At 56.0% G+C, this 26,010-nt stretch carries 24 protein-coding genes; 6 read left to right on the plus strand and 18 right to left on the minus strand.

All coding sequences use genetic code 11. The features are described 5' to 3' along the window. Nucleotides 1-24 precede the first annotated feature (24 nt). From nanQ to zapE, 10 genes are all read right to left on the minus strand, one after another. Nucleotides 25-492 carry an N-acetylneuraminate anomerase gene (gene nanQ / locus KW828_RS09870; RefSeq protein ID WP_218336200.1) on the minus strand — a complete coding sequence of 156 codons (468 nt, stop codon included), beginning with the start codon at nt 490-492 and terminating at the stop codon, nt 25-27. After that, entirely contained in the window at nt 489-1,364 is an 876-nt protein-coding gene (locus KW828_RS09875) for an N-acetylmannosamine kinase (protein ID WP_218336201.1), read from the minus strand. The genes nanQ and KW828_RS09875 overlap by 4 nt, the downstream gene beginning before the upstream one ends. Beyond that, complete coding sequence (locus tag KW828_RS09880) at nt 1,361-2,860, minus strand: MFS transporter (protein WP_218336202.1); 1,500 nt, start codon at nt 2,858-2,860, stop codon at nt 1,361-1,363. The genes KW828_RS09875 and KW828_RS09880 overlap by 4 nt, the downstream gene beginning before the upstream one ends. A 66-nt stretch (nt 2,861-2,926) precedes the next feature. Continuing rightward, on the minus strand, nt 2,927-3,820 hold the full coding sequence (gene nanA, locus KW828_RS09885) for an N-acetylneuraminate lyase (protein ID WP_218336203.1): 894 nt from the start codon (nt 3,818-3,820) through the stop codon (nt 2,927-2,929). Between the two features lie 149 nt (nt 3,821-3,969). Beyond that, nucleotides 3,970-4,752, minus strand: coding sequence for a transcriptional regulator NanR (gene nanR, locus KW828_RS09890; RefSeq protein ID WP_218336204.1), 783 nt, complete (start codon nt 4,750-4,752; stop codon nt 3,970-3,972). 135 nt (nt 4,753-4,887) lie between these two features. After that, nucleotides 4,888-5,385 carry a ClpXP protease specificity-enhancing factor gene (gene sspB / locus KW828_RS09895; protein ID WP_088221653.1) on the minus strand — a complete coding sequence of 166 codons (498 nt, stop codon included), beginning with the start codon at nt 5,383-5,385 and terminating at the stop codon, nt 4,888-4,890. Between the two features lie 5 nt (nt 5,386-5,390). After that, nucleotides 5,391-6,029, minus strand: a complete 639-nt coding sequence (gene sspA / locus KW828_RS09900) for a stringent starvation protein SspA (RefSeq protein WP_072569548.1) — start codon at nt 6,027-6,029, stop codon at nt 5,391-5,393. 313 nt (nt 6,030-6,342) lie between these two features. Then, nucleotides 6,343-6,735 carry a 30S ribosomal protein S9 gene (gene rpsI, locus KW828_RS09905; RefSeq protein ID WP_064543072.1) on the minus strand — a complete coding sequence of 131 codons (393 nt, stop codon included), beginning with the start codon at nt 6,733-6,735 and terminating at the stop codon, nt 6,343-6,345. Between the two features lie 14 nt (nt 6,736-6,749). Beyond that, the gene (gene rplM / locus KW828_RS09910; protein ID WP_017374839.1) at nt 6,750-7,178 is read right to left on the minus strand and encodes a 50S ribosomal protein L13; all 429 of its coding nucleotides are present in this window, start codon (nt 7,176-7,178) and stop codon (nt 6,750-6,752) included. 243 nt (nt 7,179-7,421) lie between these two features. Then, nucleotides 7,422-8,546 carry a cell division protein ZapE gene (gene zapE, locus KW828_RS09915; protein WP_218336205.1) on the minus strand — a complete coding sequence of 375 codons (1,125 nt, stop codon included), beginning with the start codon at nt 8,544-8,546 and terminating at the stop codon, nt 7,422-7,424. Nucleotides 8,547-8,739: 193 nt separating this feature from the next. On the opposite strand from zapE, the gene zapG reads away from it, so the two are divergent. From zapG to degS, 3 genes are all read left to right on the plus strand, one after another. Next, nucleotides 8,740-9,138 (plus strand): Z-ring associated protein ZapG, encoded by a 399-nt coding sequence (gene zapG / locus KW828_RS09920; RefSeq protein ID WP_218336206.1) that lies wholly within the window; start codon nt 8,740-8,742, stop codon nt 9,136-9,138. Nucleotides 9,139-9,309: 171 nt separating this feature from the next. Next, a complete protein-coding gene (gene degQ / locus KW828_RS09925; protein ID WP_218336207.1) occupies nt 9,310-10,680 on the plus strand; it encodes a serine endoprotease DegQ in 1,371 nt (456 codons plus the stop codon). An 88-nt stretch (nt 10,681-10,768) separates the two neighbouring features. After that, nucleotides 10,769-11,836 carry an outer membrane-stress sensor serine endopeptidase DegS gene (degS, locus tag KW828_RS09930; RefSeq protein WP_218336208.1) on the plus strand — a complete coding sequence of 356 codons (1,068 nt, stop codon included), beginning with the start codon at nt 10,769-10,771 and terminating at the stop codon, nt 11,834-11,836. Nucleotides 11,837-11,899: 63 nt separating this feature from the next. Here the strand turns inward: degS and mdh are convergent, their stop codons facing one another. Then, a complete protein-coding gene (gene mdh / locus KW828_RS09935; RefSeq protein WP_218336209.1) occupies nt 11,900-12,838 on the minus strand; it encodes a malate dehydrogenase in 939 nt (312 codons plus the stop codon). A gap of 414 nt (nt 12,839-13,252) precedes the next feature. On the opposite strand from mdh, the gene argR reads away from it, so the two are divergent. Together argR and yhcN are read left to right on the plus strand one after the other, a co-directional pair. Beyond that, the gene (argR, locus tag KW828_RS09940; RefSeq protein ID WP_072569543.1) at nt 13,253-13,723 is read left to right on the plus strand and encodes a transcriptional regulator ArgR; all 471 of its coding nucleotides are present in this window, start codon (nt 13,253-13,255) and stop codon (nt 13,721-13,723) included. 369 nt (nt 13,724-14,092) lie between these two features. After that, nucleotides 14,093-14,356, plus strand: a complete 264-nt coding sequence (gene yhcN, locus KW828_RS09945; RefSeq protein WP_218336210.1) for a peroxide/acid stress response protein YhcN — start codon at nt 14,093-14,095, stop codon at nt 14,354-14,356. A 54-nt stretch (nt 14,357-14,410) separates the two neighbouring features. Here yhcN and KW828_RS09950 read toward each other — a convergent pair whose 3' ends face one another. The 5 genes from KW828_RS09950 to aaeX form a co-directional block, all read right to left on the minus strand. After that, on the minus strand, nt 14,411-14,686 hold the full coding sequence (locus tag KW828_RS09950; protein ID WP_218336211.1) for a barstar family protein: 276 nt from the start codon (nt 14,684-14,686) through the stop codon (nt 14,411-14,413). A gap of 46 nt (nt 14,687-14,732) precedes the next feature. Further along, entirely contained in the window at nt 14,733-16,187 is a 1,455-nt protein-coding gene (locus tag KW828_RS09955) for an NAD-dependent succinate-semialdehyde dehydrogenase (RefSeq protein ID WP_218336212.1), read from the minus strand. A gap of 84 nt (nt 16,188-16,271) precedes the next feature. After that, complete coding sequence (gene aaeB / locus KW828_RS09960; protein ID WP_218336253.1) at nt 16,272-18,239, minus strand: p-hydroxybenzoic acid efflux pump subunit AaeB; 1,968 nt, start codon at nt 18,237-18,239, stop codon at nt 16,272-16,274. A gap of 5 nt (nt 18,240-18,244) precedes the next feature. Beyond that, nucleotides 18,245-19,177 (minus strand): p-hydroxybenzoic acid efflux pump subunit AaeA, encoded by a 933-nt coding sequence (gene aaeA / locus KW828_RS09965; protein ID WP_218336213.1) that lies wholly within the window; start codon nt 19,175-19,177, stop codon nt 18,245-18,247. Between the two features lie 7 nt (nt 19,178-19,184). Next, a complete protein-coding gene (aaeX, locus tag KW828_RS09970; RefSeq protein ID WP_072569538.1) occupies nt 19,185-19,388 on the minus strand; it encodes a p-hydroxybenzoic acid efflux pump operon protein AaeX in 204 nt (67 codons plus the stop codon). A gap of 177 nt (nt 19,389-19,565) precedes the next feature. Here aaeX and aaeR point away from each other — a divergent pair, with 177 nt between their 5' ends. After that, a complete protein-coding gene (aaeR, locus tag KW828_RS09975; protein ID WP_218336214.1) occupies nt 19,566-20,495 on the plus strand; it encodes an HTH-type transcriptional activator AaeR in 930 nt (309 codons plus the stop codon). A 140-nt stretch (nt 20,496-20,635) separates the two neighbouring features. Here the strand turns inward: aaeR and tldD are convergent, their stop codons facing one another. Together tldD and yhdP are read right to left on the minus strand one after the other, a co-directional pair. After that, nucleotides 20,636-22,084 (minus strand): metalloprotease TldD, encoded by a 1,449-nt coding sequence (gene tldD / locus KW828_RS09980; RefSeq protein ID WP_218336215.1) that lies wholly within the window; start codon nt 22,082-22,084, stop codon nt 20,636-20,638. A gap of 81 nt (nt 22,085-22,165) precedes the next feature. Then, nucleotides 22,166-25,960 carry an AsmA2 domain-containing protein YhdP gene (gene yhdP, locus KW828_RS09985; RefSeq protein WP_218336216.1) on the minus strand — a complete coding sequence of 1,265 codons (3,795 nt, stop codon included), beginning with the start codon at nt 25,958-25,960 and terminating at the stop codon, nt 22,166-22,168. Between the last annotated feature and the right edge of the window lie 50 nt (nt 25,961-26,010).

Here is a 26,010-nt window from a genome sequence, read left to right on the forward strand (position 1 = left end):
GGGGGCGATGTTCGCCCCCAGTTTTTAGCCGGTGATCTCAGCGCGGTGAACTTTAATCACCGCTTTTTTTACTTCACTTTCCAGCCCCGTGATGCAGCCAGGCTTGTGCGGTTCGCCGGGCAGAAACACCGCAAACATCCCCGCCCGCAGGATCAGCGTCTGTTGATTATCGATATGCTCACACAGCTGATAATCCTCCTCGTCATGCCACTGATCACAGTTCCGCGCGCTTCCCGCCGCGCCGTAATAAATCAGTTCTTCACCAGATAACACGATCTGCACATCCACATACTGTCGGTGGAGTTCAGCCTTTTTGGTATCCGGCAACTGCGTGCTGTAAAGCATCACGTTCATGAAACATGCCTCACCGGCGAGCTCGTGACGTCCGGGCGACAACTGCTCCGGTGCGAGTGCCAGCGCCTGCCGCAGCGCATTCTGCAAGCCGACGGGTAACCCTGCCGCTTCCGGCTGGTGAATATCGCCATAAATCATGCTTTCACTCCGTTAGCCCACCACGCCGCGCCAAGCAGTCCGGCATCGTGCTGATAGTGAGCCGCTAATAATTCGGTATGGTATCGCGCCGGTTCGCGTGACAGCGCCGTCTGCACACGGGTGAGATAACCCGGCGCCAGGCCAATGCTACCGCCGAGCACCACGCACTGGCAGTCGGTAGCCGCTTTCACATCGGCGATCAGACGCGCCAGCGCTTCTGCCGAGCGCGTCACCAGCGCCCCGGCACCGTCATGCCCTTGTGCGCTGAGGGCAAAAATGGTTTTCGCATCCGATCCCGCCAGATCGTCCTGCGCGGCCGCCGCGATCCCGCGCCCTGAGGCGATAGCCTCCACGCAGCCGGTACGCCCGCAGCCACAGCGCGGCCCGTGCGGATCGGCGAGCGTATGGCCGAAATGCCCCGCCAGGCCGCCCTTCCCGATAACCAGCCTGCCGTCACGCACCACGCCCCCGCCAACGCCGGTCGAAATGGTCAGAAACACCATGTCGCGCACGCGTGCCGCCAGCGGTTGATATTCCGCCCATGCCGCAGCCTGCGCATCGTTTAGCGCTATCCCCGGTAAAGCGGTAAGTCTTTCGACACAAGCTACCAGCGGAAACTGCGCCAGCCCTCCAAGATTGTCTGGATTAATGGCCGTCAGCACGCCGTCCTGAATAATGCCGGTAGAGGCGATGGCAAAGCGTTGCGCCTGTGGACAGAGCGGCATCAGCAGATCGCGCAGGGCGGCTTCCAGCGCATCAGGTGTCCGGCTGGCGGGCGTCGGTACCGTGGCACGGCGGGATAATCGCCCCTCGTCGTCCACCAGCGCGGCAGCAAGTTTGGTGCCGCCGATGTCGATGGCCAGCGTGGTCATTTCGCCGCCCTCTTTGCCTTCAGTACGTCACTTTTATCCAGGTTGTGTGTCATTGCGCCGCTGAAGGGCTTGCCATCAATGGCATCGTGCGTGCGCAGGGCTTCCGGTCGCAGCCAGCGCTGGACGCGGGAGGGCATATCAAGACCAATCAACAGGATCACCACAAAGGTCAGGCTGAATGAGAGCGATCCCAGCGCGGTGCCCAGCTCCATTTTTTGCGCGAACAGCGCGCCGATAATGGGTGCCAGCGCACCGCCCAACGCCCCGACGTTATAGGTGAAGCCCAGCCCTGCCGCGCGTTGATCGGTATCGAAATAGCCGCCGATCAGCTTCGGCAAGATCCCGGAGATCCCCTGCCCCAGCATCTGCTGGAAGAAGAGTAAGAAACCCAGCACCCAGATATTAGCGCCACCTATGGCAAAGACCGGAATGATCAACAGCTGCGAGGCCAGCAGGCTGTAAACATAGGCTTTACGCGTACCCAGCCAGTCGCCAAGAAAACCACCCACACAGCAGCCCACCGCCGCGCCAAAGCCGCTGAAGAACAGCACCCGCGCGACCGTCGACGGATCGTATGCCAGGTCGGTCTTCAGGTACGTCGGCAACAGCGCCTGAATCGGCCATGAATAGAGGAAAGCAAACAGCACCACCACCATCAGCATCACGCCCGTCGGCCAGCGTTTGCCGCTGCTTTGCACCATAAAGCTGATAAAGATCGCCGCACACAGCAGGCCAAAGGCGATCACCAGTCCCATATTTTTCATCTGCGCGGCAAAGCAGTACCACAGTGCAGCGGCGGCAATCACCGTCATCAGCACGTTCAGGACGCGACGTTTTCCCCGATAAAGAATATCGACCATGGTGCGCACCGGTGCTTTACCGGCGTGTTTTTGCTGCCAGTCTTCCGCTTCCGGGATGTTTTTACGCAGCCAGAGGGCGAAAACGATTGGCACGATGCCGATAAAAAACAGCGCGCGCCAGCCCCATACCGGCACCACCAGGCTGTAGACCTGAGCCGCGATGACCGCGCCAACAGAGAAACCGGAGATTAAAAAGCCGCTCGCCTTGTTGCGCAGCTGCTTCGGCCAGCTTTCAATCACGTAGGTGGCGCTGGAGCCATATTCGCCCGCCATTCCCATGCCGATCACCAGACGGGCGATAAACATGGTGGTGTAGCCCGGCGCAAAACCACAGGCCAGCGTTCCGACGGAGAATAAAATAATGCTGGTGACCATTGCGAGGCGTCGACCGTAGCGGTCACCCATCGCCCCCAGCATCAGCCCGCCGAACCAGCGGGAAATAAAGGCGGCAGAAATCAGACTTGCCGCCTGCACCGTGGTCAGGCCGAACTCGCCCTGGATCTCGGTTAACACCAGCGCGATCAAGACAAAATCAAAACCATCCAGCAGATAACCAAGCCAGGCGGCGCTGAACGCCCGCCACTGACTGCGATCAAGATGGCGATACCACGGGATGCTTTGGGCAGGCATAGTCATAATGTACTCCCGACGCTCGGTCTGTTTATTCAGGGCCGGGCTGACCTGTTGCCGCCCGGCATCAGGTTAGCGCTTTTCAGCAAGCAACTGATCCGCCAGGGCTTGCAACGCTGGCAGGTAGTGTTCATCAACCGGGGCGAAGGGTTTACGGCACAGCGGCACCGCCAGCACGTCCATATAGTGCAGCACGGTTTTCAGACCGCGGAAAACGCCCACCTTGATCAGCAGGTCGATCACTTTATTACACTCGGTCTGCAAACGCTGCGCGGTGGTGTTGTCGCCTTCGGCCAGCGCGCGGACAATCCCCATGTAGCGCCAGCCCATGATGTTATAGGTGCTGCCGATACCGCCATTCGCCCCGGCCAGCAGACCAGAGGCAAAGATTTCGTCATAACCGTTATAAAGCACCAGCTCCGGATGGGCGCGATGGATCTGCTCCATCTGAAAGAGATCGCCCGAAGTCTGTTTCAGCGCGCCGACGCCTGGCAACGTGACCAGCGTGCTGATTTGATCGAGCGTTAGCTTCACGCCGCTCAGCGCCGGGATGTTATAAACCACCATCGGCAGACCATCGGCCGCATCAATGGCCGCCCGGTAGTGATCGCAGTGCTCAGCGAAACTGAAGGGATAGTAGAACGGCGTGACGGCGGATACCGCATCAAATCCGTAACGGCTGGCCGCTTTCGCCAGTTGCTGCGTTTCCCGGGTGCTGACGGTGCCGACATGTGCAATCAGCGTAATTTTGCCTTTGGCTTCTTCGGCCACGATCTCCAGCACTTCTTCACGTTCTTTAGTGCTCTGGACAAAAGCTTCGCCGGTGGATCCGCCGACGTACAGCCCATCAATTCCCTGACTGATATTGAAGCGCACCAGACGGCGCAGACTTTCGGTATCCAGATTTTCGCTGGCGTCGAACGGGGTTAACAGCGCGGGCATAACGCCTTTTAACTGAACAGACATGAACTTCTCCTGACGGGTTACGATTGCATGACTATATACCTTTATACCTGTTATACCAGATCATAAAATAGACATTTCACTCCCCAAACGCAGGGAATGCGATCTGCCTCACTAAATGATCGTGCGGGGATCGTCAGGACATTACGGGATCAGGTGCGGGATTTTTTCTTTTTGTCGAAGACGTGCCAGGTGGCAAAAACGCTGTTCAGATGGGTATGCAGAGCACGATCGGCGGCGTCAGGATCGCGCTGGCGGATCGCATTGACTATCTCGATATGTTGCTGATAGCTGACATTATTATGCTGATGCAGTTCTTTTTCCGGTACGGTCGGCCGGGCGGCGATCAGCCAGTCGAGCAGCGAAAGATGAATGGCATTAAAGATAGGATTACCGGGGATCTGCGCCAGTACACGGTGAAACTCGACATCAGAGCGGATGAAAAGCGCGTTATCATCCAGCGTCTGACTGTTCCACTCCAGCGCTTTACTGAGCTGTTCAATCTGCGCCTCGGTGGCGTGCTCGGCGGCGTAACGCACGAGACTGGATTCAAAGAACAGACGCAGTTGTTCAAAATGGGCGATACCACCAGGCCGTGAAAGGAAATCTTTCGCCATGCCGGACAGCTCGCTGACAATGGTATCGGCAGTGGGCCGCGACACGCGCGCCCGTTCGCCGTTGCTGATCTGCACAAGGCCCTTACGCTTTAATGCGGCCAGCGCTTCACGCACCGACGGGCGGCCAACGTTGAACAGCGCCATCAGTTCACGCTCGGACGGTAGCTGCTCGCCCTCGGCCACTTCACGGCGGCGGATCATCTGCTCCAGCTCTTCTTCCACCATCTCCGAGAGCTTTTTACGCGCCAGTGGGCGACGACGCAGCTTGTGCGCAATGTTCTCAGCAGAATGGTCAGAGTCAGGATCAAATGCGTTCATAGCGCCCGGATAAGTAGAGTGTGACAGCAAGGTCATCATAACACAGGAATATTAGGCTGGCGAAAGGTGGACCAGCGTCGGCGCGCGGTGGGAGTTATCGAAGGCAAAAAAACAGGCCCGTCGGGGCCTGTTAGTTTACTTCACAACGCGTAACGCCGGACGGCCACCGCGCGGCGGCGGATCGTCATCAGGATCGTTGTCATCACTGTTATCGGGCTTGTCGCCATCGATAACCGACATGACCGTTTCACTTTCTGACGGGGCGCTCTCGTCATCGTCGTTGAGAGAAATGGCATCACCATCATAAGCCGCTTCCGGCTCAAACATGGTGCCTGCGCCGTTTTCACGGGCATAAATTGCCAGTACGGCAGCCAGCGGAACGTACACCTGGCGCGGCACACCACCGAAACGCGCGTTGAAGCGCACTTCGTCGTTAGCCAGTTCCAGATTGCCGACAGCACGCGGCGCGATATTCAACACAATCTGCCCGTCACGAGCATATTCCATTGGCACACGCACACCTTCCAGGGTCACATCTACCACCAGATGCGGCGTGAGCTGGTTATCCAGCAACCATTCATAGAATGCGCGCAGCAGATACGGACGGCGTGGAGACAGTTGTGACATTTCCATGCTTTTTAACCCCGGCCAAGGCGCATTTCGCGTTCGGCTTCTGTCAGTGAAGCGAGGAAAGAATCGCGTTCAAATACACGAGTCATGTAGCCTTTCAGCTCTTTGGCACCCGCGCCGCTGAGTTCAATACCCAGTTGCGGCAGACGCCATAACAGCGGTGCCAGATAGCAGTCGACCAGGCTAAACTCATCGCTCAGGAAGTAAGGCTTCTGTCCAAATACCGGCGCGATTGCGAGCAGCTCTTCACGCAGCTGTTTACGGGCGGTATCCGCCTGAGCACCGGTGCTGTTCACGACAACGTTCATCAATGAGTACCAGTCTTTTTCGATACGCTGCATGTACAGGCGGCTTTCACCACGCGCAACCGGGTATACCGGCATCAGCGGCGGATGCGGAAAACGCTCATCCAGATATTCCATAATGATGCGAGATTCCCATAGGGTCAGCTCGCGATCTACAAGTGTCGGTACGCTTTGATTCGGGTTGAGGTCAATCAGATCCTGAGGCGGATGATCCTTCTCCACATGCTCAATTTCAAAACTAACACCTTTCTCGGCCAGCACGATGCGGACTTGGTGGCTATAGATGTCAGTAGGACCAGAAAACAGCGTCATTACCGAACGTTTGTTGGCAGCGACAGCCATGAAAACCTCCAGGTATATTCAGAATATTACTGCTGCAAACCACAACGTGGCTCGCCAGATGTAAGTAATCCATCCACCCGGGTACATTTCGTTGTTCAATATTCAAACAAAAAATGAACTATCCCCGGCATTTGGGCACAAAATTGGATGATAGTTTACCAGATTTTGCGGGCTTTGTGGTGAGGGTATTGCGCAAATGCTCAAAAAGAGGCAGGAATCAATCGATTAGGATGGATAACTAAATTTTCAGGCATAAAAAAACCCGCCGGAGCGGGTTTTTTCGCCAACTGTATTCTGCGTGAGCAGAAACAGATTAACGTTTGGAGAACTGAGGACGACGACGTGCTTTACGCAGGCCGACTTTCTTACGTTCAACTTCACGAGCATCACGAGTAACGAAGCCAGCTTTACGCAGTTCGCCACGCAGGGACTCGTCGTACTCCATCAGAGCGCGGGTGATACCGTGACGGATCGCACCAGCCTGACCAGAAGTACCACCACCTTTAACGGTGATGTAGAGATCGAATTTCTCAACCATGTCGACCAGTTCCAGCGGCTGACGAACTACCATGCGGGCAGTTTCACGACCGAAGTACTGTTCCAGAGAACGTTGGTTGATAACGATTTTGCCACTGCCCGGTTTGATAAAAACGCGAGCTGCGGAACTTTTGCGGCGACCAGTGCCGTAGTATTGATTTTCAGCCATTGCCATAATCCCGATTAGATGTCCAGAACTTGCGGTTGCTGTGCCGCGTGGTTGTGCTCGTTACCCGCGTAAACTTTCAGTTTACGGTACATAGCACGACCCAGCGGGCCTTTTGGCAGCATGCCTTTAACCGCGATTTCAATCACACGCTCAGGACGGCGGGCAATCATCTCTTCAAAGGTCGCTTCTTTGATACCACCGATGTGGCCGGTGTGATGGTAATACATTTTGTCAGTACGCTTGTTACCGGTTACGGCAACTTTTTCTGCGTTCAGAACGATGATGTAATCACCAGTATCTACGTGCGGAGTGTATTCCGCTTTATGCTTACCGCGCAGGCGACGAGCCAGTTCGGTAGCCAGACGGCCCAGAGTTTTACCGGTCGCGTCAACAACATACCAGTCGCGTTTTACGGTTTCTGGTTTAGCTGTAAAAGTTTTCATTAAAAGCTTACCCAATAAATAGTTACACGTTGGTGAACACCCAAACGTTTAGTCAGTTGAGGTTCACACGACATTGTCCAGCAAACCTACCCCTTCGAATAGCCTATGCCGGCACACAAAAGTTTTGGGAAAAAAACTTTCTCGTAACGTGGGGTCGCAAGATTATAGGGAAGTCGGGTACAAAGATCGACCCCTTTTTGTGATTGCGACGATACTTTTCCCCACGCCGTGCCGGGGCAGCAATCAGGCCAGATGCTCGCGCTTTAAATACTCCTCGCTTTGCATCTCCTGTAAGCGGGAAAAGCAGCGCTGGAATTCAAACTTCACTCGCTCGCCCCGATAGATCTCGTGCAGCGGAGCCTGCGCGCTGACCACCAGCTTCACGTGACGTTCGTAGAATTCATCCACCAGCGCGATAAAGCGCCGCGCTTCGTTCTCCATCAGTGGTGTCATCACTGGCACGTCGAACAACATCACCGTGTGATACAGGCGCGACAGCGCGATGTAATCGTGCTGGCTACGTGGCTCGACGCATAGCGTAGTAAAAGAAACCGCCAGCGTCTGATTTTCTGCCCCCAGGGTTTGCAGCGGGCGATGATTAATCTCAAGTTCAGGCTGCTGCTCCCGCGGCGTACCCGCCAGCGCCAGCCACAGTGCTTCCATCTTCTGCGCCGTTTCGTCAGTTAAGGGCGAGAGCCACAGATGCGCCTGCGTCAGGGTACGCAGACGGTAATCCACGCCCGCATCCACGTTCATCACATCGCAGTTGGCCTTGATCGCCTCAATCGCCGGCAAGAAGCGTGCGCGTTGCAGGCCGTTGCGGTAAAGCTCATCCGGCGGAATATTGGATGTCGCCACCAGCGTAATGCCGCGCGAGAACAGCGCTTTCATCAGGCCGCCAAGCAGCATGGCATCGGTAATGTCCGACACAAAAAACTCATCAAAGCAGAGCACGTCGGTGTCGGCTTTAAAGCGATCAGCAATGATTTCCAGCGGATCGGTCTCTCCCTGTAACGCCGTCAACTCTTCATGGACGCGCAGCATAAAGCGGTGAAAGTGCAGACGCTGTTTACGGTTACCGGGCAGGGTTTGATAAAACATATCCATCAGCCAGGTTTTGCCGCGCCCGACGCCGCCCCACATATATAAGCCGCGTACCGGGGCTGGTGCCGCTTCGTCTTTCTTGCCCAGCAATTTGCCGAAAGCCGCCATCAACCCGCCACGTGCTGGGGGGGTAATCGGAGTTTGCGTCAGTTGTTGCCAGATAGCCTGCAGACGGTTAACGGCATCGCGCTGAACGTCATCAGGCTGATGCGTGCCCGCATCCAGGGCTTGCTGGTATCGCGATGAGGGGGTAATACTTTGCATGATGTTATTGTTATTCCTTGAGTATCGGTATGCCGCAGCTCACGGTTGACGAAAAAAAGGCCGCTCCACACTACGCGATGTCGCCCTGGGATTCCACTTATACGGAATTAGCGGTTATAGTGGCATAATCAGGCACAGGCGAGGAGCCTCCCTGCCAACACCCTACGGAATCACAAGACAACGGGAGATGTTCATGACCTGGGAATATGCGCTAATTGGTTTAGTCGTCGGCATCGTGATTGGTGCTGTAGCCATGCGTTTTGGTAATCGCAAGTTACGCAACCAGCAGGCCCTGCAATACGAGCTGGAAAAAAATAAAGCCGAGCTGGAAGAGTATCGTGAAGAGTTAGTCGGTCATTTTGCCCACAGCGCCGAGCTGCTTGATAACATGGCCCATGATTATCGCCAGCTGTATCAGCACATGGCAAAAAGCTCCAGCCAGTTGCTGCCGGAAATGTCTGCTGAGATGAACCCGTTCCGCAATCGTCTTGCCGAATCGGAAGCGGGCAACGATCAGGCGCCGGTACAGATGCCGCGTGACTATTCAGAAGGCGCATCGGGCCTGCTGCGCGGTGCCCCGAAACGCAATTAACCAACTGTTGAGCCACGTTTTTTACGGGCGCGCAGGTTGCGCCCGCCTCTTCTTTCCCATCACAACTATTATTTAGTCATTGTCCTCATTGTTACCCGTGCAAAATTTCAATAACATCCCTCTGTTACGGGGCGTTTTTCCTTACACTTCAGGTTACGAGAGCCAGCATCAATGAAGAAAAAAAACCAGCTGTTGAGTGCGTTAGCGTTAGGTGTCGGGTTAGCGCTTTCTGCGCCGTTACAGACCATGGCGGCGTTGCCGTCGCAGGTTCCCGGCCAGGCCGCGATCCCAAGCCTCGCGCCGATGCTGGAAAAAGTATTGCCTGCGGTCGTCAGCGTGCAGGTAGAAGGCACGGCAGTGCAGCAAAATCCGAAGGTGCCGGAAGAGCTGAAAAAATTCTTTGGTGAGGACGCGCCGGATCAACAGGCGCAGCCGTTTGAGGGCCTCGGTTCCGGGGTGATTATCGACGCCGCCAAAGGCTATGTGCTGACCAACAATCACGTCATCAACCAGGCGCAAAAAATCAGCGTGCAGCTGAATGATGGCCGTGAGTTTGACGCCAAACTGATTGGCGGCGACGACCAGAGCGACATCGCGCTGCTGCAACTGCAAAACGCGACGAACCTGACGCAAATTGCCGTCGCCGATTCCGACGCCCTGCGGGTAGGCGATTTTGCCGTCGCCGTGGGTAACCCGTTTGGCCTTGGCCAGACCGCCACGTCAGGCATTGTGTCGGCGCTTGGCCGTAGCGGCCTGAACCTTGAAGGGCTGGAAAACTTTATCCAGACCGATGCCTCCATCAACCGCGGTAACTCTGGCGGCGCGCTGTTAAACCTGAACGGCGAGCTTATCGGCATTAACACCGCAATCCTTGCCCCGAGTGGCGGCAGCGTCGGAATTGGTTTTGCCATTCCGAGTAATATGGCGCAAACCCTCGCGAAGCAGCTGATCCAGTTCGGTGAAATCAAGCGTGGGCTGCTGGGTATTAAAGGCATGGAAATGAGCGCGGATATTGCCAAAGCGTTTGACCTCAACGTGCAGCGCGGCGCGTTCGTCAGTGAAGTGTTGCCAAACTCGGGTTCCGCTAAAGCAGGGATCAAATCCGGTGACGTGATCGTCAGCCTCAACGGTAAACCGCTGAACAGCTTTGCCGAACTGCGCTCCCGTATCGCGACAACCGAGCCAGGCTCGAAAGTGAAGCTGGGCCTGCTGCGTGACGGTAAACCGCAGGACGTGGAAGTCACGCTGGATAAGAGCACCTCGTCGTCGGCCAGCGCAGAAATGATCGCCCCGGCGCTGCAGGGCGCAACCTTAAACGACGGTCAGTTAAAAGACGGTACAAAAGGCATCACTATCTCTGATGTCGAAAAGAGCAGCCCTGCCGCGCAGACCGGTCTGCATAAAGATGATGTCATCATTGGCGTTAACCGGGACCGCGTGCAGTCGATAGCGGAAATGCGCAAAGTGCTGGAAGCCAAACCCAATATCATTGCCCTGCACGTGGTGCGCGGTAACGATACGCTTTATTTATTATTACGTTAGGTATTTGTGGAGCCGGGCATCATCCCACGTGTGATGCCCGGTTAACTCATGCTATGCTGCCCATTCTCTCTCTGGTGACGCCTGCATCATGTTTGTAAAGCTCATACGCTCCGTTGCAATCGGTTTGATTGTTGGTGGCCTTCTTCTGGCTGCTATGCCCTCTTTACGCCAGCTCAACCCTCTGTCGACGCCAAAATTTGACAGCGCTGATGATACGCCAGTGAGCTATAACCAGGCGGTTCGCCGCGCGGCTCCGGCTGTCGTCAATGTCTATAACCGCAGCGTGAATGCTTCCGCGAACAACCAGCTGGAGATCCGTACCTTGGGTTCCGGGGTGATCATGGACGAACGCGGCTACATTATTACCAACAAACATGTGATCAACGACGCCGACCAGATTATCGTCGCGCTGCAGGATGGCCGCGTGTTTGAGGCCTTACTGGTGGGGTCAGATGCCTTAACCGACCTGGCCGTACTAAAAGTTAATGCGACCGGCGGGTTACCGGTGATCCCTATCAACCGTAAACGCATGCCGCACATCGGTGATGTGGTGATGGCGATAGGTAACCCGTATAACCTCGGGCAGACCATTACGCAGGGGATCGTCAGTGCTACCGGTCGTATCGGTTTGAACCCGTCAGGGCGGCAGAACTTCCTGCAAACCGACGCCTCCATCAACCACGGCAACTCCGGCGGCGCGCTGGTGAACTCGCTGGGCGAGCTGATGGGCATCAACACCCTCTCCTTTGACAAGAGTAACGACGGTGAAACGCCGGAAGGTATTGGTTTCGCTATTCCATTCCAGCTGGCCACCAAAATTATGGATAAGCTGATCCGTGACGGGCGCGTGATCCGCGGCTATATCGGCATCAGCGGCAGAGAGATCGCCCCGCTGCATACCCAGGGTGGCGGCATCGATCAGATCCAGGGGATCGTGGTGAACGAAGTGGCACCGGACGGTCCGGCGGCGCGCGCGGGGATCCAGGTGAACGACGTGATCATTTCGGTGAACAGCAAACCGGCGGTTTCAGCACTGGAAACCATGGATCAGGTAGCGGAGATCCGCCCTGGCTCAGAAATTCCGGTCGAAGTGATGCGCGAAGACAAAAAACTCTCGCTCAAGGTCACCATTCAGGAATACCCTGCCACCACCTGACAGACGTAAAAAAGCCGGAACACAATTCCGGCTTTTTTTCGCGTTCAGCGACCGCGCAGGCGCTTACTGGTTGACGAATTCTTCGCCCAGCTGAATGTCTTTTTTCAGCGTGTCCAGCATGCCTTCCATCGCGCTTTGTTCAAACGCGCTCAGTTTGCCGATGGACTGACGCTCTTCCACGCCATTTTTGCCCAGCAGCAGTGGCTGCGAGAAGAAGCGAGCGTATTCGCCATCACCTTCAACATACGCGCATTCCACCACACCTTTTTCGCCTGACAGCGCACGTACCAGCGATAAACCAAAGCGCGCAGCGGCCTGGCCCATCGACAGCGTAGCGGAACCGCCACCGGCCTTCGCTTCCACCACTTCGGTACCCGCGTTCTGAATACGTTTGGTCAGATCGACAACTTCCTGCTCAGTGAAGCTCACGCCCGGGATCTGCGACAGCAGCGGCAGAATCGTCACGCCAGAGTGTCCACCGATCACCGGCACTTCGACGTCGCCCGGTTGCTTACCTTTCAGCTCCGCCACGAAAGTGTTGGAACGGATAATATCCAGCGTGGTCACACCAAACAGTTTGTTCTTGTCGTAAACACCGGCTTTTTTCAGCACTTCAGCCGCGATCGCGACGGTGGTGTTTACCGGGTTGGTGATAATACCCACACAAGCGCCCGGACAGGTTTTCGCCACCTGGCTGACCAGATTTTTCACGATACCGGCGTTAACGTTGAACAGATCGGAGCGATCCATCCCAGGCTTACGGGCTACACCTGCGGAGATCAGCACCACATCCGCACCTTCCAGCGCAGGGGTGGCGTCTTCACCGGAGAAACCTTTGATTTTTACTGCAGTAGGGATATGACTCAAATCAACTGCCACACCGGGAGTAACCGGAGCGATGTCGTACAGAGAGAGTTCCGAGCCTGAAGGCAGTTGGGTCTTGAGAAGAAGGGCAAGCGCCTGGCCGATACCACCTGCCGCGCCGAGGACTGCAACTTTCATCCTAAACTCCTTATTATGGTAAGGTAAATATGTTGAAACCGTTGCTGGCGACCTTTAATACTTCGGTAAATGTTAACAATATCCATGACAAAAGAATGCGGCCTCGCACGCTTTTAGCATTATTCACTTCCCGCTATTTGTAAGGAAGTGTACTGCTTTACAGCGTCAGCAACCGGGCCGTGGCGGTACAATACACCTGTTAAAGCCCTCAAAACAACATCATTTTGATAACATTTAATTTACTTTTAACCAAATTGGCGGCGCGTGACGCAGGCATGTTTATCGATAACGTTTTTTGATAAAATCGCGCCCTTTCATTACATTATTTCAGCCTTTAATCGGGCTGACCATTTGCATAAAAATTCATTTATATGCATAATAATGGTGTTTCTCTCGCCACTCCACGGGTGACTTATGCGAAGTTCGGCCAAACAAGAAGAATTAATCAAAGCGTTCAAAGCGCTGCTCAAAGAAGAAAAATTCAGCTCCCAGGGTGAAATCGTGCTTGCGTTGCAGGAGCAGGGTTTCGACAACATTAACCAGTCCAAAGTCTCGCGCATGCTGACCAAATTTGGTGCCGTGCGCACCCGCAACGCGAAGATGGAGATGGTGTACTGCCTGCCTGCGGAACTGGGCGTGCCGACCACCTCCAGCCCACTGAAAAATCTGGTACTGGATATTGATTACAACGCAGCCGTAGTGGTTATCCACACCAGTCCGGGTGCCGCGCAGCTGATTGCCCGCCTGCTGGACTCATTAGGTAAATCAGAAGGTATTCTCGGTACTATTGCCGGGGACGACACGATTTTCACCACGCCTGCCAGCGGTTTCACCGTTAAAGAGCTGTACGAAGCGATCCTCGTGCTCTTCGAACAGGAACTGTAGTTTCACCCTTACCAACGGTTAACGCCCGGGGGATCCCACTGCGGTTTCCCCCATTTCCGCTATTTATCACGCACATTTCTTTAACATTAAGTGCGATTCCCTGCCTTATTACATTCACCCAGTGAATGAAACCGCACAAAAAACCAAATTCACCTATCAACATGATTTTTATGATTATTTATAGGATCGATGTTAAAAAATCGCCGTTTTTAATTCGCTCTGGGTATATAAATCGCTGCCTTTAAAACTAAATGCACAGTGAAACCATTAGCATGGTATTAATTATTCGCGTGACTAGTGTATACTTGATTCTGTGATGAAGGTCACAAAGAAAGGCCTTCAGTAAAAGAATTCGACGAGGTAAACATCATGAAAATCAAAACAACCGTAGCAACCCTGAGCATCCTTTCCGTCCTGTCCTTTGGCGCTTTTGCCGCTAACTCTATCGGCAGCGACCAGGCACAGAACCGTCAGTCAATCGGTACTGTTTCCGTAGGTGGGGTGAATGCTTCTCCGATGGATATTCGTGCCGCGCTGGATAAAAAAGCTGAACAAGAAGGTGCGTCTTCTTACCGCATCATCGAAGCCCGTACCGGCGACAGCTGGCACGCGACTGCAGAACTCTATAAATAAATCCTTCTGCAATGCCATTTTATTGCCCCTGCACAGCAGGGGCTTTTTTTTGCCTCAGGCGCACACATTAAAGCGCAGCGCCCCTTCCAGCTCTTCTTCTGCTTCATCAAATAACAGGATCAGCGCACCATACCGACGCCGCTCTTTTTCCGCCAGATGCGTGAACTCAATCTCCAGCGGTACCGGCAGGCTTCCCCCGGTCACCACTTCCCAGAGAGAATCCAGATCGTGCACCTTCGTCTGCTGAATATTAAAGGCGCGCGCAAATTCACGGTAGAAATCCGTCTGATCCTCGATTTCGTCAAAATCAAAAGTATAAATACTGTTCATGGCCAGCCACCCAGCGCACACAGGCGGCGAGTGCCGCCGCTGATGTTTATAATCCCCCAAGATGCAGGGTTTTCACTTCCAGAAACTCTTCCAGACCCAGCACCGATCCTTCGCGGCCAAGCCCTGATTCTTTAACGCCACCGAACGGGGCCACCTCCGTCGAAACCGCGCATTCATTGACGCCAATCATGCCGCTTTCAATAGCCTGCGAGACACGGAATACCCGCGCCAAATCCTGCGTATAAAAATAAGCGGCAAGACCGAACGGCGTATCGTTAGCGCGGCGGATCACTTCCTCTTCGGAAGTAAAACGGAAGCAAGCAGCCAGCGGGCCAAAGGTTTCTTCGGCGGCCAGTTTCATCCCCTCGCTACAGTCGCCAAGCACAGTTGGCTCCCAGAAGTTACCGCCCACCGCATGGGCCTTACCGCCAGCCAGCACTTTCGCGCCCTTCGCCACGGCATCCTCGACATGCTCACGGACTTTATCCACCGCTGAGGGTTCGATCAGCGGGCCAACCACCACACCATCTTCCACCCCGTTGCCCACTTTCAGGGCGCTGACAGCGCTGGCGAGTTTGCTGACAAAAGTCTCGTAGACCGACTCATGAATATAGAAGCGGTTAACGCTGACGCAAACCTGCCCGGCGTTACGGAATTTATTGGCAACCGCCCCCTGCACCGCGGCATCAATATCAGCATCGTCGAAGACGATATAAGGCGCATTGCCGCCCAGCTCCATCGACACTTTTTTCATGGTTTCCGCGGCGTTACGCATCAGGGTTTTGCCGACCGCCGTCGATCCGGTAAAGGAGATTTTGCGGACCTCCGGGCTTGCCATAATGGCGTCGCTGATCTCCGCCGTCGTGCCTGCCACCGCGTTAAGCACGCCATCAGGTACCCCCGCTTTTTTCGCCAGCTGGATCAGCGCAAAGGCGCTGAGCGGCGTATTATTCGCGGGTTTTATCAAAGCAGTACAGCCTGCTGCCAGCGCCGGGCCGAGCTTACGGGTCAGCATCGCCATCGGGAAATTCCACGGCGTGATTGCCGCCACCACGCCAATGGGTTCACGGGTGGCAAAAATACGCGAACCGGCTTTGGCGGGCGGAATGATCTCGCCATTCGCACGCTTGGCCTGCTCGGCAAACCATTGAATAAAGCTGGCGGCATAGTCCACTTCACCCTCAGCTTCTTTCAGTGGCTTGCCCTGCTCAGCGGTCATCAGTTGTCCAAGCCAGGTTTTGTTCTCGATAATCAGTTCATACCAGCGGTAGAGGATGGTGGAACGCTCTTTGGCGGTTTTCGCGCGCCATGCGGGAAATGCACGGCTGGCGGCGGCGATCGCGTCTTCGGTCTCTTTTTTACCGGCTTTTGCGACCTTAGCAATCACCTCGCCCGTCGCCGGGTTGGTCACGTCGAAAGTCGTTGCCAGCGTTTTCCATACGCCATCAACAAAATAGCCTGTCTGAAATAGCGCATGATCCTGTAGTGACTGCGTTGCCATATGTCCTCCTGATCCTCAGTTTTCGGGCAATAACGTTAAGTATAGCCATAAAAAAACCGACGCTTCTGGCGTCGGTTTGTCGGCTTAACTGTCGGTCAGCGCATGCTGATATTTGTGGAGCATATCCACCAGCCGCTTCACGGGATACGTCACCTGATCCGGTGCGGACCAGCTGCGCAGCTTCTCCTGATAGACGTCAAGCTCTGCCAGCAACTGCGTAAAGTAGTGCCGCCGTTTATGGTCGCTGGTGGCAGACATGACGTGATCCGCCGTGCGCCGCAACTGGCGATGCCAGGCCGACAGATCGGCATTCACCGGCACCGGCGCGTCACGCAACCGCTGATGGGCGATGATCAACGTCAGCGCCAGGCGAAATTTAGCAACATCGTCCGGGAATTTGCTCAGCAGTAAAAACAGTTGCTGATACAGCGCTGGCAGATGGTTTTCTTTACGCCGGGCAGTATTGGTGGTGAGCGAGGAGACCGCCGCAGTCATAAACTGATTGAGCAGCATCCGTCCGGTGCGCGCGCGGGAGTTATCGCGGATCAGCACGATCACCGTGAACGCCAGGATACAACCCACAATCTGGCCCAGCGCGCTGTCCAGAAAGCGGCTGAACTCAAAGGTCATCGGGTTATCCAGCACGATAATGTTGATGGTGCTCGCCAGCGCCCCCAGCGATCCCAGCCGTCGTTTCTGCACTTCGATACCGATAAAGAAGGCCATTACCGCGAGGCTGATACATAACAGCAGCATGCTTTGTTGCGTTGAGGGAAGCACCACGAGGAAATAGAACGCGCCTAAGGGGAGCGCCGCCAGCGTACCGTAAACGAAATCGACGGCCACCATGCGCGGGTTAGGCAGGCGCATCGCCAGCGAAGTCACCACAGCGATCATCACCATCGCGCCATTACCGGATGTCCAGCCGGTCCACAGCCAGAACAGGGTGCCAAGAATACAGGAGAGGGTGGTGCGCCAGAAGTTTACCATCGCATGATGGCGCTCGGCGGAACCGGCCTTCATCACCGTTTCACCGTCCAGCACCTCTTCTTCCGTAGCGCTGATTCTGGTATTGCTGATCACGCCGCGCTTGAGCAGCAGATAACGTGTCGCCGCCCTTACCCAGTTGTAAATGGTGTCCGGCGTATCGCGCTCGCCGGTCCAGATGAGTACCCGGCGTATACGTTTGAGCTGTTTATGCACGTCCTGCGCGGTTTCCACCGGCTCGGCAAAAAGCTCGCGGAAAGTATCCGTCACCGCTTCCGGGCGGGAATTCTGAATAAGCCAGGTTTCACAGGCCTGGGTGATCAGCGTTAGCGACAGGGTATTAATTGCTTTCAGCCGCCGGTTTGCGCGCGTCCAGCGCGAGGATTCCATATTCAGGTTGCTGCGCATGCCTTCGAGCGCGTTGGTACGACGCACCAGCGCACCCCAGGCTTTATCCATCTCTTCACCGCTGCCGTGCATGATGCAGAACTGCATCAGCTGGTATTGCGCCACCAGCAGGCTGTCGAGTTCGCGGTCGATCTCCTGTTTGATCGAGCGCGGCGAAAACAGCAGATCCGCAACGATGGCGCAGACGATCCCCAGCACGATCTCGCTGCAACGCTCGACGGCAAACTGCGGCGTCAGCAGCGGTTCATACTGAATGGTGATCACAATGATCAGCGCGGTATAGCCCGCCAGCCCCCAGGCATAGGAGTTTTCAACGCGCACCAGTGAGGAGATCCAGGTACAAAATCCGGCCCAGATACAGCACACCACCAGCATCAGCAGTGGCGCACGGATCAGCAGAATAATAATAGTCAGCGCCGCCGCACAGCCGATAAAGGTGCCAATAATACGCAGCATCCCGCGGTAGCGGATCGCGCCGGAATAGGGTTCCCCCCCTGCCGCAAAGGCCGGGCCTGCGGCGACAAGCGCCGCCGTCAGTACCGCCCAGCGCGGGGTTTCAAGCTGGAAGTGAAAGCCGACAAACAGCGCCAGCACAATGGCGCACGCCAGTTTCAGGGCGAAGCGGATGTGCTGTGTGGCGATGGAAAAAATACCCATCATGCTTAACCGAACTCACGCAGACGGTGAGCCAGTTTGCGGAAGAAGGAGTCCTGGCTTTCGTCCCGGTCTTTTTCGCCGGTGATCACCACCGTTGCGGTTGTGCCCGCCGGCCAGAGATTCTCTTTCTGATCGTCAAGGCGAATACGCACCGGCACGCGCTGCGCCAGGCGAACCCATTCCAGATTGGAATCAATGGTCGCCATGCCTTTGGCATCACGACTGCTGCTGGCGTTGGTAACCCCGGCGGCCACGCTGTCAACGGTGCCTTTGATCACCCGGTTACTGCCGAGCGGCGTAATTTCGGCGCGATACCCCGGGCGCACGCCTTCCAGTTTGGTCTCTTCCATATAGGCCAGCACATAAAATGAATTCTGTTTCACCAGCGCCACCGCCGTCGAGCCGCGGGTAATAAACTCCCCGGTATAGACGTTAAGGTTGGTGATCCAGCCTGCAGCCGGGGCGCGGATCACGGTACGTTCGAGATCCAGTTTTGCCAGATCCAGCGTCGCCTGGGCTTTTGCCTGCTGGTGGATCACCGTCTGCAAGACGTTGTTGGACTGGTCAATCTCCTCGCGGGACATCGCCTGAATGCCTAATTGATTACGCCGTCCGGCTTCGCGGCGTTTTTCACTTGCCAGTGCGCGATAGTACGCCACATCAGCCTCCGCTTCTTCGACGGCTTTTTGATAGCGCGGCTGATCGATGGTGAACAGCACCTGATCTTTCTGTACTAGTTGGTTATCGTGAACCTTTACATCGGTGATCAGCCCCGCGACATCCGGCGCGATGGCAACCACATCCGCACTAAAACGCGCGTCACGTGTCCACGGCGATTCGGTGTAATAGACCCAGGCGCGAAAGATGGCAATAAATGCCAGAATAACCATCACCACGGTGATGGCAGTACGGCTAAAATTTCTTGTTAGTGTTTTCACATCAACCTCAGTCGAACAGGCGCGTCAGTAAATAAAATAAGCAGCAATATAGCGCTGTATTAAACAATGCCGGGTGCCAGACAAAATCGTAGATCCCGGTCGGGAGCAACAGTCGGCGCACCAGCCAGAAAAGCGCCAGTGATATAAGTAACTCAAAGAATATCGGTGGGAACGACAGACCGAACACCACGACCACGGGAAACAGACTCATGTTGACCTTGATTAAAGCGTGCAGGAGATAAGTATTATTCACGTCACCGCAGGAATAAGGGCCAGAAAGGCCAGGCGAGAGTGACGTATCTGTTATTCAGCTAACTATATACTAGCCTAACTGTTATGCTGTTATCTATATAGTGTGATCTAAATCACTTTTAAGCCAGAGTGAACAATGGAACGATTAAAACGCATGTCGGTGTTCGCCCGGGTCGTCGAGCTGGGGTCATTTACCGCCGCCGCACGGCAGCTGCATATGAGTGTTTCCTCAATCAGCCAGACCGTCTCAAAACTGGAAGACGAGCTACAGGTGAAGCTCTTAAACCGCAGCACCCGCAGCCTGGCGCTGACCGAAGCGGGTAAGATTTATTATCAGGGCTGCCGTCGCATGCTTCATGAAGTGCAGGACGTGCATGAACAGCTGTACGCTTTTAATAACACCCCCATCGGCACACTGCGCATCGGTTGTTCTTCAACTATGGCACAAAATGTTCTCGCCGGAATGACCGCGCAAATGCTGAAGGATTACCCTGGGCTGACGGTGAATCTGGTCACCGGCATCCCCGCGCCAGATCTCATCGCCGACGGGCTGGACGTGGTGATCCGCGTAGGCGCATTGCAGGATTCGAGCCTGTTCTCGCGCCGACTGGGAACCATGCCAATGGTGGTGTGCGCCGCGAAAAGCTACCTGGCGCAGTACGGCACGCCGGAAAAACCGGCGGATCTGACTAATCATTCCTGGCTGGAATATAGCGTGCGCCCCGATAACGAATTTGAGCTGATCGCTCCAGAGGGATTATCCACGCGCTTGATCCCCGAGGGCCGTTTTGTGACAAACGATCCGATGACGTTGACCCGCTGGCTGACCGCTGGTGCCGGAGTAGCTTATGTGCCGCTGATGTGGGTGATCGACGAGATCAATCGCGGCACACTGGAGATTTTATTTCCGCGCTACCAGTCGGATCCGCGTCCGGTGTACGCGCTTTATACCGAAAAAGATAAGCTGCCGCTCAAGGTGCAGGTGTGTATTAACTATCTGACGGATTACTTTGTTGAGGTCGCTAACCTGTTTCAGGCCATGCGCGGGCGGGGGAAAGAGAAATAATGTCGGGACGTTGTCGGGCGCGAGATACATACCCGGCTTACAATCTGGGCTCGGTCTTGTCGGGTGGCGCTGCGCTTACCCGACCTACAATATTGTAGGCCCGGCAAGCGCAGCGCCGCCGGGCAATTTCACACAATGAATTACGCCGTGCCGCCCACGGTCAGGTTATCCACTTTCAGCGTCGGCTGACCCACGCCTACCGGCAGACTCTGCCCTTCTTTGCCGCATACGCCTACGCCGCTGTCGAGTTGCAGATCGTTACCGACCATCGACACCTGCTGCATGGCTTCGATACCGGAGCCGATCAGCGTGGCACCTTTCACTGGCGTCGTCACTTTACCGTTTTCAATGAGATACGCTTCGGACGTCGAGAAAACGAACTTACCGGAGGTAATATCTACCTGACCGCCGCCAAAGTTAGGCGCGTAGATGCCGTATTCGACAGACTCGATGATCTCCTGCGGCGTGGATTTACCGGCCAGCATATAAGTGTTGGTCATGCGCGGCATCGGTAAATGGGCATAGGATTCGCGGCGGCCGTTACCGGTTGGCGCGACGCCCATCAGACGCGCGTTTAGCTTGTCCTGCATATAACCTTTCAGCACGCCGTTTTCGATCAGCACATTGTACTGGCCAGGCGTACCTTCATCATCAATCGCCACCGAGCCGCGACGATCGTGCATCGTGCCGTCATCAACGATGGTACAGAGTTCAGACGCCACCAGTTGCCCCATCTGCCCACTGAATACCGAGGTGCCACGACGGTTAAAGTCGCCTTCCAGACCGTGACCCACCGCTTCGTGCAGCAGCACGCCGGGCCAGCCCGCACCCAGTACCACCGGCAGCGTACCCGCAGGCGCCGCTACGGCGGAGAGATTGACCAGCGCCATACGCACGGCTTCTTTCGCCCAGGCATCCGCACGGACTTCACCGCCCGCATCGGCGAGGAACCATTCATAGCCGAAACGACCGCCGCCGCCGCTTGAACCGCGCTCGCGTTTGCCCTGGTCTTCCACCTGAACGCTGACCGACAGACGAACCAGCGGACGGACATCCGCCGCCAGCGTGCCGTCGGTAGCCGCCACGAGGATCAGTTCATAGACGCCGGTAAGGCTGGCATTCACTTCCTGTACGCGCGTATCAGCCGCACGAGCCACCGCATTCACGCGGCGCAAAATGTCGAGCTTCTCTTCGCGGGTCATGCTTTGCAGCGGATCGATGCTGGTATAGAGCGCGCCATATTCCACCGCGCCCAGGGTTTTCACTTTGCCATCGCCGCTGTCGCGCACGATCGTACGTGCCGCCTGCGCGCTCTGTTCCAGCGCCAGCAGACTGATTTGGTCGGCATACGCAAAGCCCGTTTTTTCGCCGCTGACCGCCCGCACGCCGACACCCTGGTCGATGTGATACGAGCCGTCTTTAATAATGTTGTCTTCTAAAACCCAGGACTCGTGATAGCTCGACTGGAAATAGAGATCGCCGTAATCAAGACGGCGCTCGGCCAGTTGGCCAAGAATGGAAAACAGATCCTGATGATTCAGGCCATTCGCCGTTAGCAATTGTTCACTAACCAGATTCAAACTCGTCATGTTGCTACTCTTTGGTTGCCGCCAGGTTAGCGGTAGAAAACATATCTATTGAGAGTGAGGCAATTACTCGCCCCCGTCAAATCATTGCTTAGCCGGGCTGCGCGGCTGGCGCAGCACTTCATTAATTTGTGGTTTATCCATGGTGCCGGTGATCTGGTAGCGCAGGATGGAGACTTTATTCCACAATGGACCCAGTACCTTACTGGCGGCAAAGACCGCCGCGCCAACGATCGGGTTAACGGCAAAGGCTGCCGCCACGCCGACGGTTGCGGAGATCTCCGGCGCGACCACGGCTTCCACATTAAGCTTACGGCGAACCAGATCCACCGACCCTTTCATGGCAATATCGGCTTCCAGCCCGTCCACCAGCGTATCATCGGTATGCATCACGCCATCTTTGATCCAGGCGGTACTGCGGATCGAGTCAAAGTAGAACCCTTCGCTGAAGGTATCGCTGAAGTCAAACCGCAGTTTGCGCAGCAGCGCGTCGAAACTGACCAGACGCAGCAGTTGTCCGGCACGTCCGGTACTGACATCCGCGATTTCGCCATTACCCAGTCGGGTGCGCAAAATGCCGTTAAGGGAGGCCTCTTCCGGTTGCCACGGCGGGTTGCGCCAGTGCAGGTCGTAATCAATATCAAAAGGCGCTTTGCGCAGCGGGGTGACAACACCAAAGAAATTGGTTGCCGCGTCGATCTTATCGCCCTTCAGTCGGCCCTTAATCGACGTGCGCTCTTCACCCGTGCGGTTGACCCACTCGCCGTTTGCCGTCAGACGCGCAAAGCCGGTGTCCAGCAGCCCTTCTTTCAGCGTTAAGGTGTCGCCTTTGATGGTGAAATCGCCGTCAAGCCGCCCGTATTTTTGCCCCCAGAACCAGCATTCCGCGCAGCGTAACTGAAGGTCAGGCCAGCCGCTGAAATCAATTTGTCGTTTAGTGAGCAGCGTCGTTGGCGACAGCGGATCGCGCTTAGCCGCCGTCGGGTTGTAATAGAGATAGCGGATCGCCGCCAGCCACGGTGCGTTATCCAGCATAGTGACGGTAGCGTTAATTTCACGCCCCTGCGCCTCAACTTTCGAACCACCCGCTACCGGCTGCTTCACGATACTCAGGTTATTCCACTGCTGCCCGCCGAGCGTCAGCGCCGGGGTGCGCAGGGTGATATTTTCCGGGAACGCCGTCGCACTACTGACGTTAGTCGCCACGCCCTGCTGAAGCAGCACCAGCCATTGCGCGCCATCCAGCGGCGGCAGATTCAGTTCCACGCCAGCGGTTTCCGGCAGTGGCGGCAGCGTGCGGCTTTCCGAGGTCCAGATAGCGCGATCCAGCGTCAGCTTTTTACTTAGCAGCCAGCGACTATTGAAATGGTTGTCGCTGCCCGCTTTGCCCGTCAGATCGAAATGGCGCAGATCGCCGTCCACGTTTACCGTTAACGGCAACGGCTGACCGGCGGCTTTCTCCAGCGGAGAAGGCAGCTGGCTGGCAATATTTTTTAAGTCGCCTTTAATATCCACGCTGTAATGCGCATCGGCGTGATAAGGCAGTTCAATGCCCACCTTACCCGTCCACGCGGCGCTACCGCTGACAGCATCACGCAGTTGTTTTGGCAGCGCATCGATACCCGCTGGCTGCCAGTTGCCGTCCAGATCTACCGCCACCTGATAGGCTTTCTCGCCTTCGGTGGTGGAGAAACTGACGTTGAGCGGCTGATTAAACCAGCGGGCGGTAAGCGGCTCGCTTTTCAGATTGCCGTTTTCAAAGCTGAACTGCCCCTTCAGGTTATGCAGCGTACTGTTGAGCGGCTTGATAAACAGGCTGTTGTTATTCAGCTGCACGTCGCCTTTGGCCGTCGTCATTTCGCCATCAAGCGGAATGTCCAGATGTAAGCGAGCGCTTACATCGCCATCAAGCTGAAGTTCTTCCAGCGTGGTGCCTAATGAATCCTTGAGCGGCGTATCGTTAAAATAAGGTCCGACGGCTTTTCCCGGCCCACTAATATCGGCGTCGATCAGCAGTTTTTCCTTCAGGTAATCCGGGATCACCGCCCGCAGATTACGGCCTTTGACACCGCCCAGACTGACCTCGTCGGTTTTCATCCACAGGCCGTCATTAAGGAAGTCCAGCTCCATATCGAGATTTTTCAGTGCTGGCCAGTCAGGCTGGAACGCAAAGGTGGCGTTGCGCAGCGGCACCAGCACCTCGAACTGACCTTCGTTGTGTTTATACGGGAACAGGTGCGGATTGCCGCCATAGACCAGTGTTGCGTTATCCACCTGACCGCCCTGGATCGCCCCGCTCAGGTAATCCACCAGCGCTTTCCCCATCAGGTTTTCCGGGAAGTAGCGCCAGGCCTGTCCGGCATCATCGGTGCTGATCCCGGCGAGGATCCCAAGCCAGGGTTCATCCCCGGCGGGTTGCAGATAACGGAAATCGCCCCGCGCATGCACGCCAGTGCCTTTAACATCAATCTGTCGGCCATCAAGCTGAAAACCTTTGTCATTTTTCAGCCAGTTAAGTGTGGCAACGCCCTTTTCGATTTCCAGCGGCGCGCGGAATACCGTTTTATACGGCATTTTTGCCTGGTTGATGCTGGCGGTCAGCCTGCCGTCTTCCACGCTGCCGGAAAGCGTCCCGGTGAAATGTTCCACGCCCGGCAGCATTTTCCACTGTTGCCAGGCAAGATCGTGCCAGTTGGCCTGAAAACGGGTTTTGTTAGTGGCCTGCAGGGGAATATCCAGCGCCAGCTGTTCTACTTGCCCGGTCGGCTGCATGGCGCGCCAGATCTCGCCAAGGGCCGGGGAAATTTTTTCGGCAATCGGCAACATGCCGTCCAGCCCGTTCAGTTCAAGGTGGCTGGCGCGTACGCGCAACTCGTCGCTGCGGATGCCGTTCGCCCCGCCTGCATCCTGAGCCGGGATCCAGGCCAGCGACAACGCGCCTTTGGGCCAGGGTTTGTCGTCCATGGTGATGCGGGTTTCGGGAATATCAAACTGCCAGCCTTGCTGCTGGCGGGTAATGTGCGCCGTCAGGTTATCGACGGACAGACGGTGCGGCTGTGTATCGCCTTTCCAGCTGGCACCGCCCTGTTTAAGCCAGACATCGCCGCCGGACACTTCGCCTTTACTCAGTGTCAGCCAGCCTTCCAGACTGAAGCGGGCCGTTTGCAGCGCCACATTGTCCTGCATCCATTTGCCAAGCCAGGGTTTGACGTCAATATCATCCGCCTGTAGCCATACGCGGCCATGATTCAGCAGCCCCTCGTCGTCACGCAAATCCATGCGCACTTTCATCACGCCGTGCTGGCCGGTCAGGCTGGAGAGACTGACTTCACCTTCAGCGCGATGGCGGTTTTTGCCGTTGAGCCACGTCAGCTTCGGCACCGCCAGCTCGGCACGCTGCCCGGAGGGGGTCAGGAAACTGATATGGCTGTCGCGCAGATCGAAATGGTCGAACTGGCGGAGGAACAGATCGCTCAGGCGGTTCGTTTCCAGACCGTCGCTGTCATTGCTCTGTTGCAGGGGAGTATTGGTGCGAACCTGAAGCTGATAAAAGGTCAGATCGCGGAACTGCCAGCGCAGGTGCAGCAGGCTCTGCCAGACGTCAAGCGCCAGCGTAACTCGCTGAATGGACACCTCGCCACCGTCTTTCATTTCGGCATGAATGCCGCGCACGTCCAGCGTCGGGCCAAAGTTTTGCCAGCTGGCGGTAGCCTGCTTTGCATCAACCGGTACGCCGGTGGAGGATTCGATTTTCGCAAGGATAGCCGGACGCCAGCTGTCCAGATGCGGCAGCATCAGTCGCAGGCCGCTTACCAGCAGCGCGATGATGACCACCAGCGTCGCCCCCGTCAGCAGCAATATCCCCGGCAGTCGCCTCACGCATCTCTCCTTGTCAGCCCGCTCAGCAGGCCTTGATCGTGTCGCAGCAT

Source organism: Enterobacter sp. ENT03, from assembly GCF_019218745.1.
GTDB lineage: Bacteria > Pseudomonadota > Gammaproteobacteria > Enterobacterales > Enterobacteriaceae > Enterobacter_D.

What these genes read in the sequence shown, in the direction of transcription:
- nanQ (WP_218336200.1), bottom strand. Translation starts at nt 492, where the DNA reads ATGATTTATGGCGATATTCACCAGCCGGAAGCGGCAGGGTTACCCGTC.
- KW828_RS09875 (WP_218336201.1), bottom strand. Translation starts at nt 1,364, where the DNA reads ATGACCACGCTGGCCATCGACATCGGCGGCACCAAACTTGCTGCCGCG.
- KW828_RS09880 (WP_218336202.1), bottom strand. Translation starts at nt 2,860, where the DNA reads ATGACTATGCCTGCCCAAAGCATCCCGTGGTATCGCCATCTTGATCGC.
- nanA (WP_218336203.1), bottom strand. Translation starts at nt 3,820, where the DNA reads ATGTCTGTTCAGTTAAAAGGCGTTATGCCCGCGCTGTTAACCCCGTTC.
- nanR (WP_218336204.1), bottom strand. Translation starts at nt 4,752, where the DNA reads ATGAACGCATTTGATCCTGACTCTGACCATTCTGCTGAGAACATTGCG.
- sspB (WP_088221653.1), bottom strand. Translation starts at nt 5,385, where the DNA reads ATGGAAATGTCACAACTGTCTCCACGCCGTCCGTATCTGCTGCGCGCA.
- sspA (WP_072569548.1), bottom strand. Translation starts at nt 6,029, where the DNA reads ATGGCTGTCGCTGCCAACAAACGTTCGGTAATGACGCTGTTTTCTGGT.
- rpsI (WP_064543072.1), bottom strand. Translation starts at nt 6,735, where the DNA reads ATGGCTGAAAATCAATACTACGGCACTGGTCGCCGCAAAAGTTCCGCA.
- rplM (WP_017374839.1), bottom strand. Translation starts at nt 7,178, where the DNA reads ATGAAAACTTTTACAGCTAAACCAGAAACCGTAAAACGCGACTGGTAT.
- zapE (WP_218336205.1), bottom strand. Translation starts at nt 8,546, where the DNA reads ATGCAAAGTATTACCCCCTCATCGCGATACCAGCAAGCCCTGGATGCG.
- zapG (WP_218336206.1), top strand. Translation starts at nt 8,740, where the DNA reads ATGACCTGGGAATATGCGCTAATTGGTTTAGTCGTCGGCATCGTGATT.
- degQ (WP_218336207.1), top strand. Translation starts at nt 9,310, where the DNA reads ATGAAGAAAAAAAACCAGCTGTTGAGTGCGTTAGCGTTAGGTGTCGGG.
- degS (WP_218336208.1), top strand. Translation starts at nt 10,769, where the DNA reads ATGTTTGTAAAGCTCATACGCTCCGTTGCAATCGGTTTGATTGTTGGT.
- mdh (WP_218336209.1), bottom strand. Translation starts at nt 12,838, where the DNA reads ATGAAAGTTGCAGTCCTCGGCGCGGCAGGTGGTATCGGCCAGGCGCTT.
- argR (WP_072569543.1), top strand. Translation starts at nt 13,253, where the DNA reads ATGCGAAGTTCGGCCAAACAAGAAGAATTAATCAAAGCGTTCAAAGCG.
- yhcN (WP_218336210.1), top strand. Translation starts at nt 14,093, where the DNA reads ATGAAAATCAAAACAACCGTAGCAACCCTGAGCATCCTTTCCGTCCTG.
- KW828_RS09950 (WP_218336211.1), bottom strand. Translation starts at nt 14,686, where the DNA reads ATGAACAGTATTTATACTTTTGATTTTGACGAAATCGAGGATCAGACG.
- KW828_RS09955 (WP_218336212.1), bottom strand. Translation starts at nt 16,187, where the DNA reads ATGGCAACGCAGTCACTACAGGATCATGCGCTATTTCAGACAGGCTAT.
- aaeB (WP_218336253.1), bottom strand. Translation starts at nt 18,239, where the DNA reads ATGGGTATTTTTTCCATCGCCACACAGCACATCCGCTTCGCCCTGAAA.
- aaeX (WP_072569538.1), bottom strand. Translation starts at nt 19,388, where the DNA reads ATGAGTCTGTTTCCCGTGGTCGTGGTGTTCGGTCTGTCGTTCCCACCG.
- aaeR (WP_218336214.1), top strand. Translation starts at nt 19,566, where the DNA reads ATGGAACGATTAAAACGCATGTCGGTGTTCGCCCGGGTCGTCGAGCTG.
- tldD (WP_218336215.1), bottom strand. Translation starts at nt 22,084, where the DNA reads ATGACGAGTTTGAATCTGGTTAGTGAACAATTGCTAACGGCGAATGGC.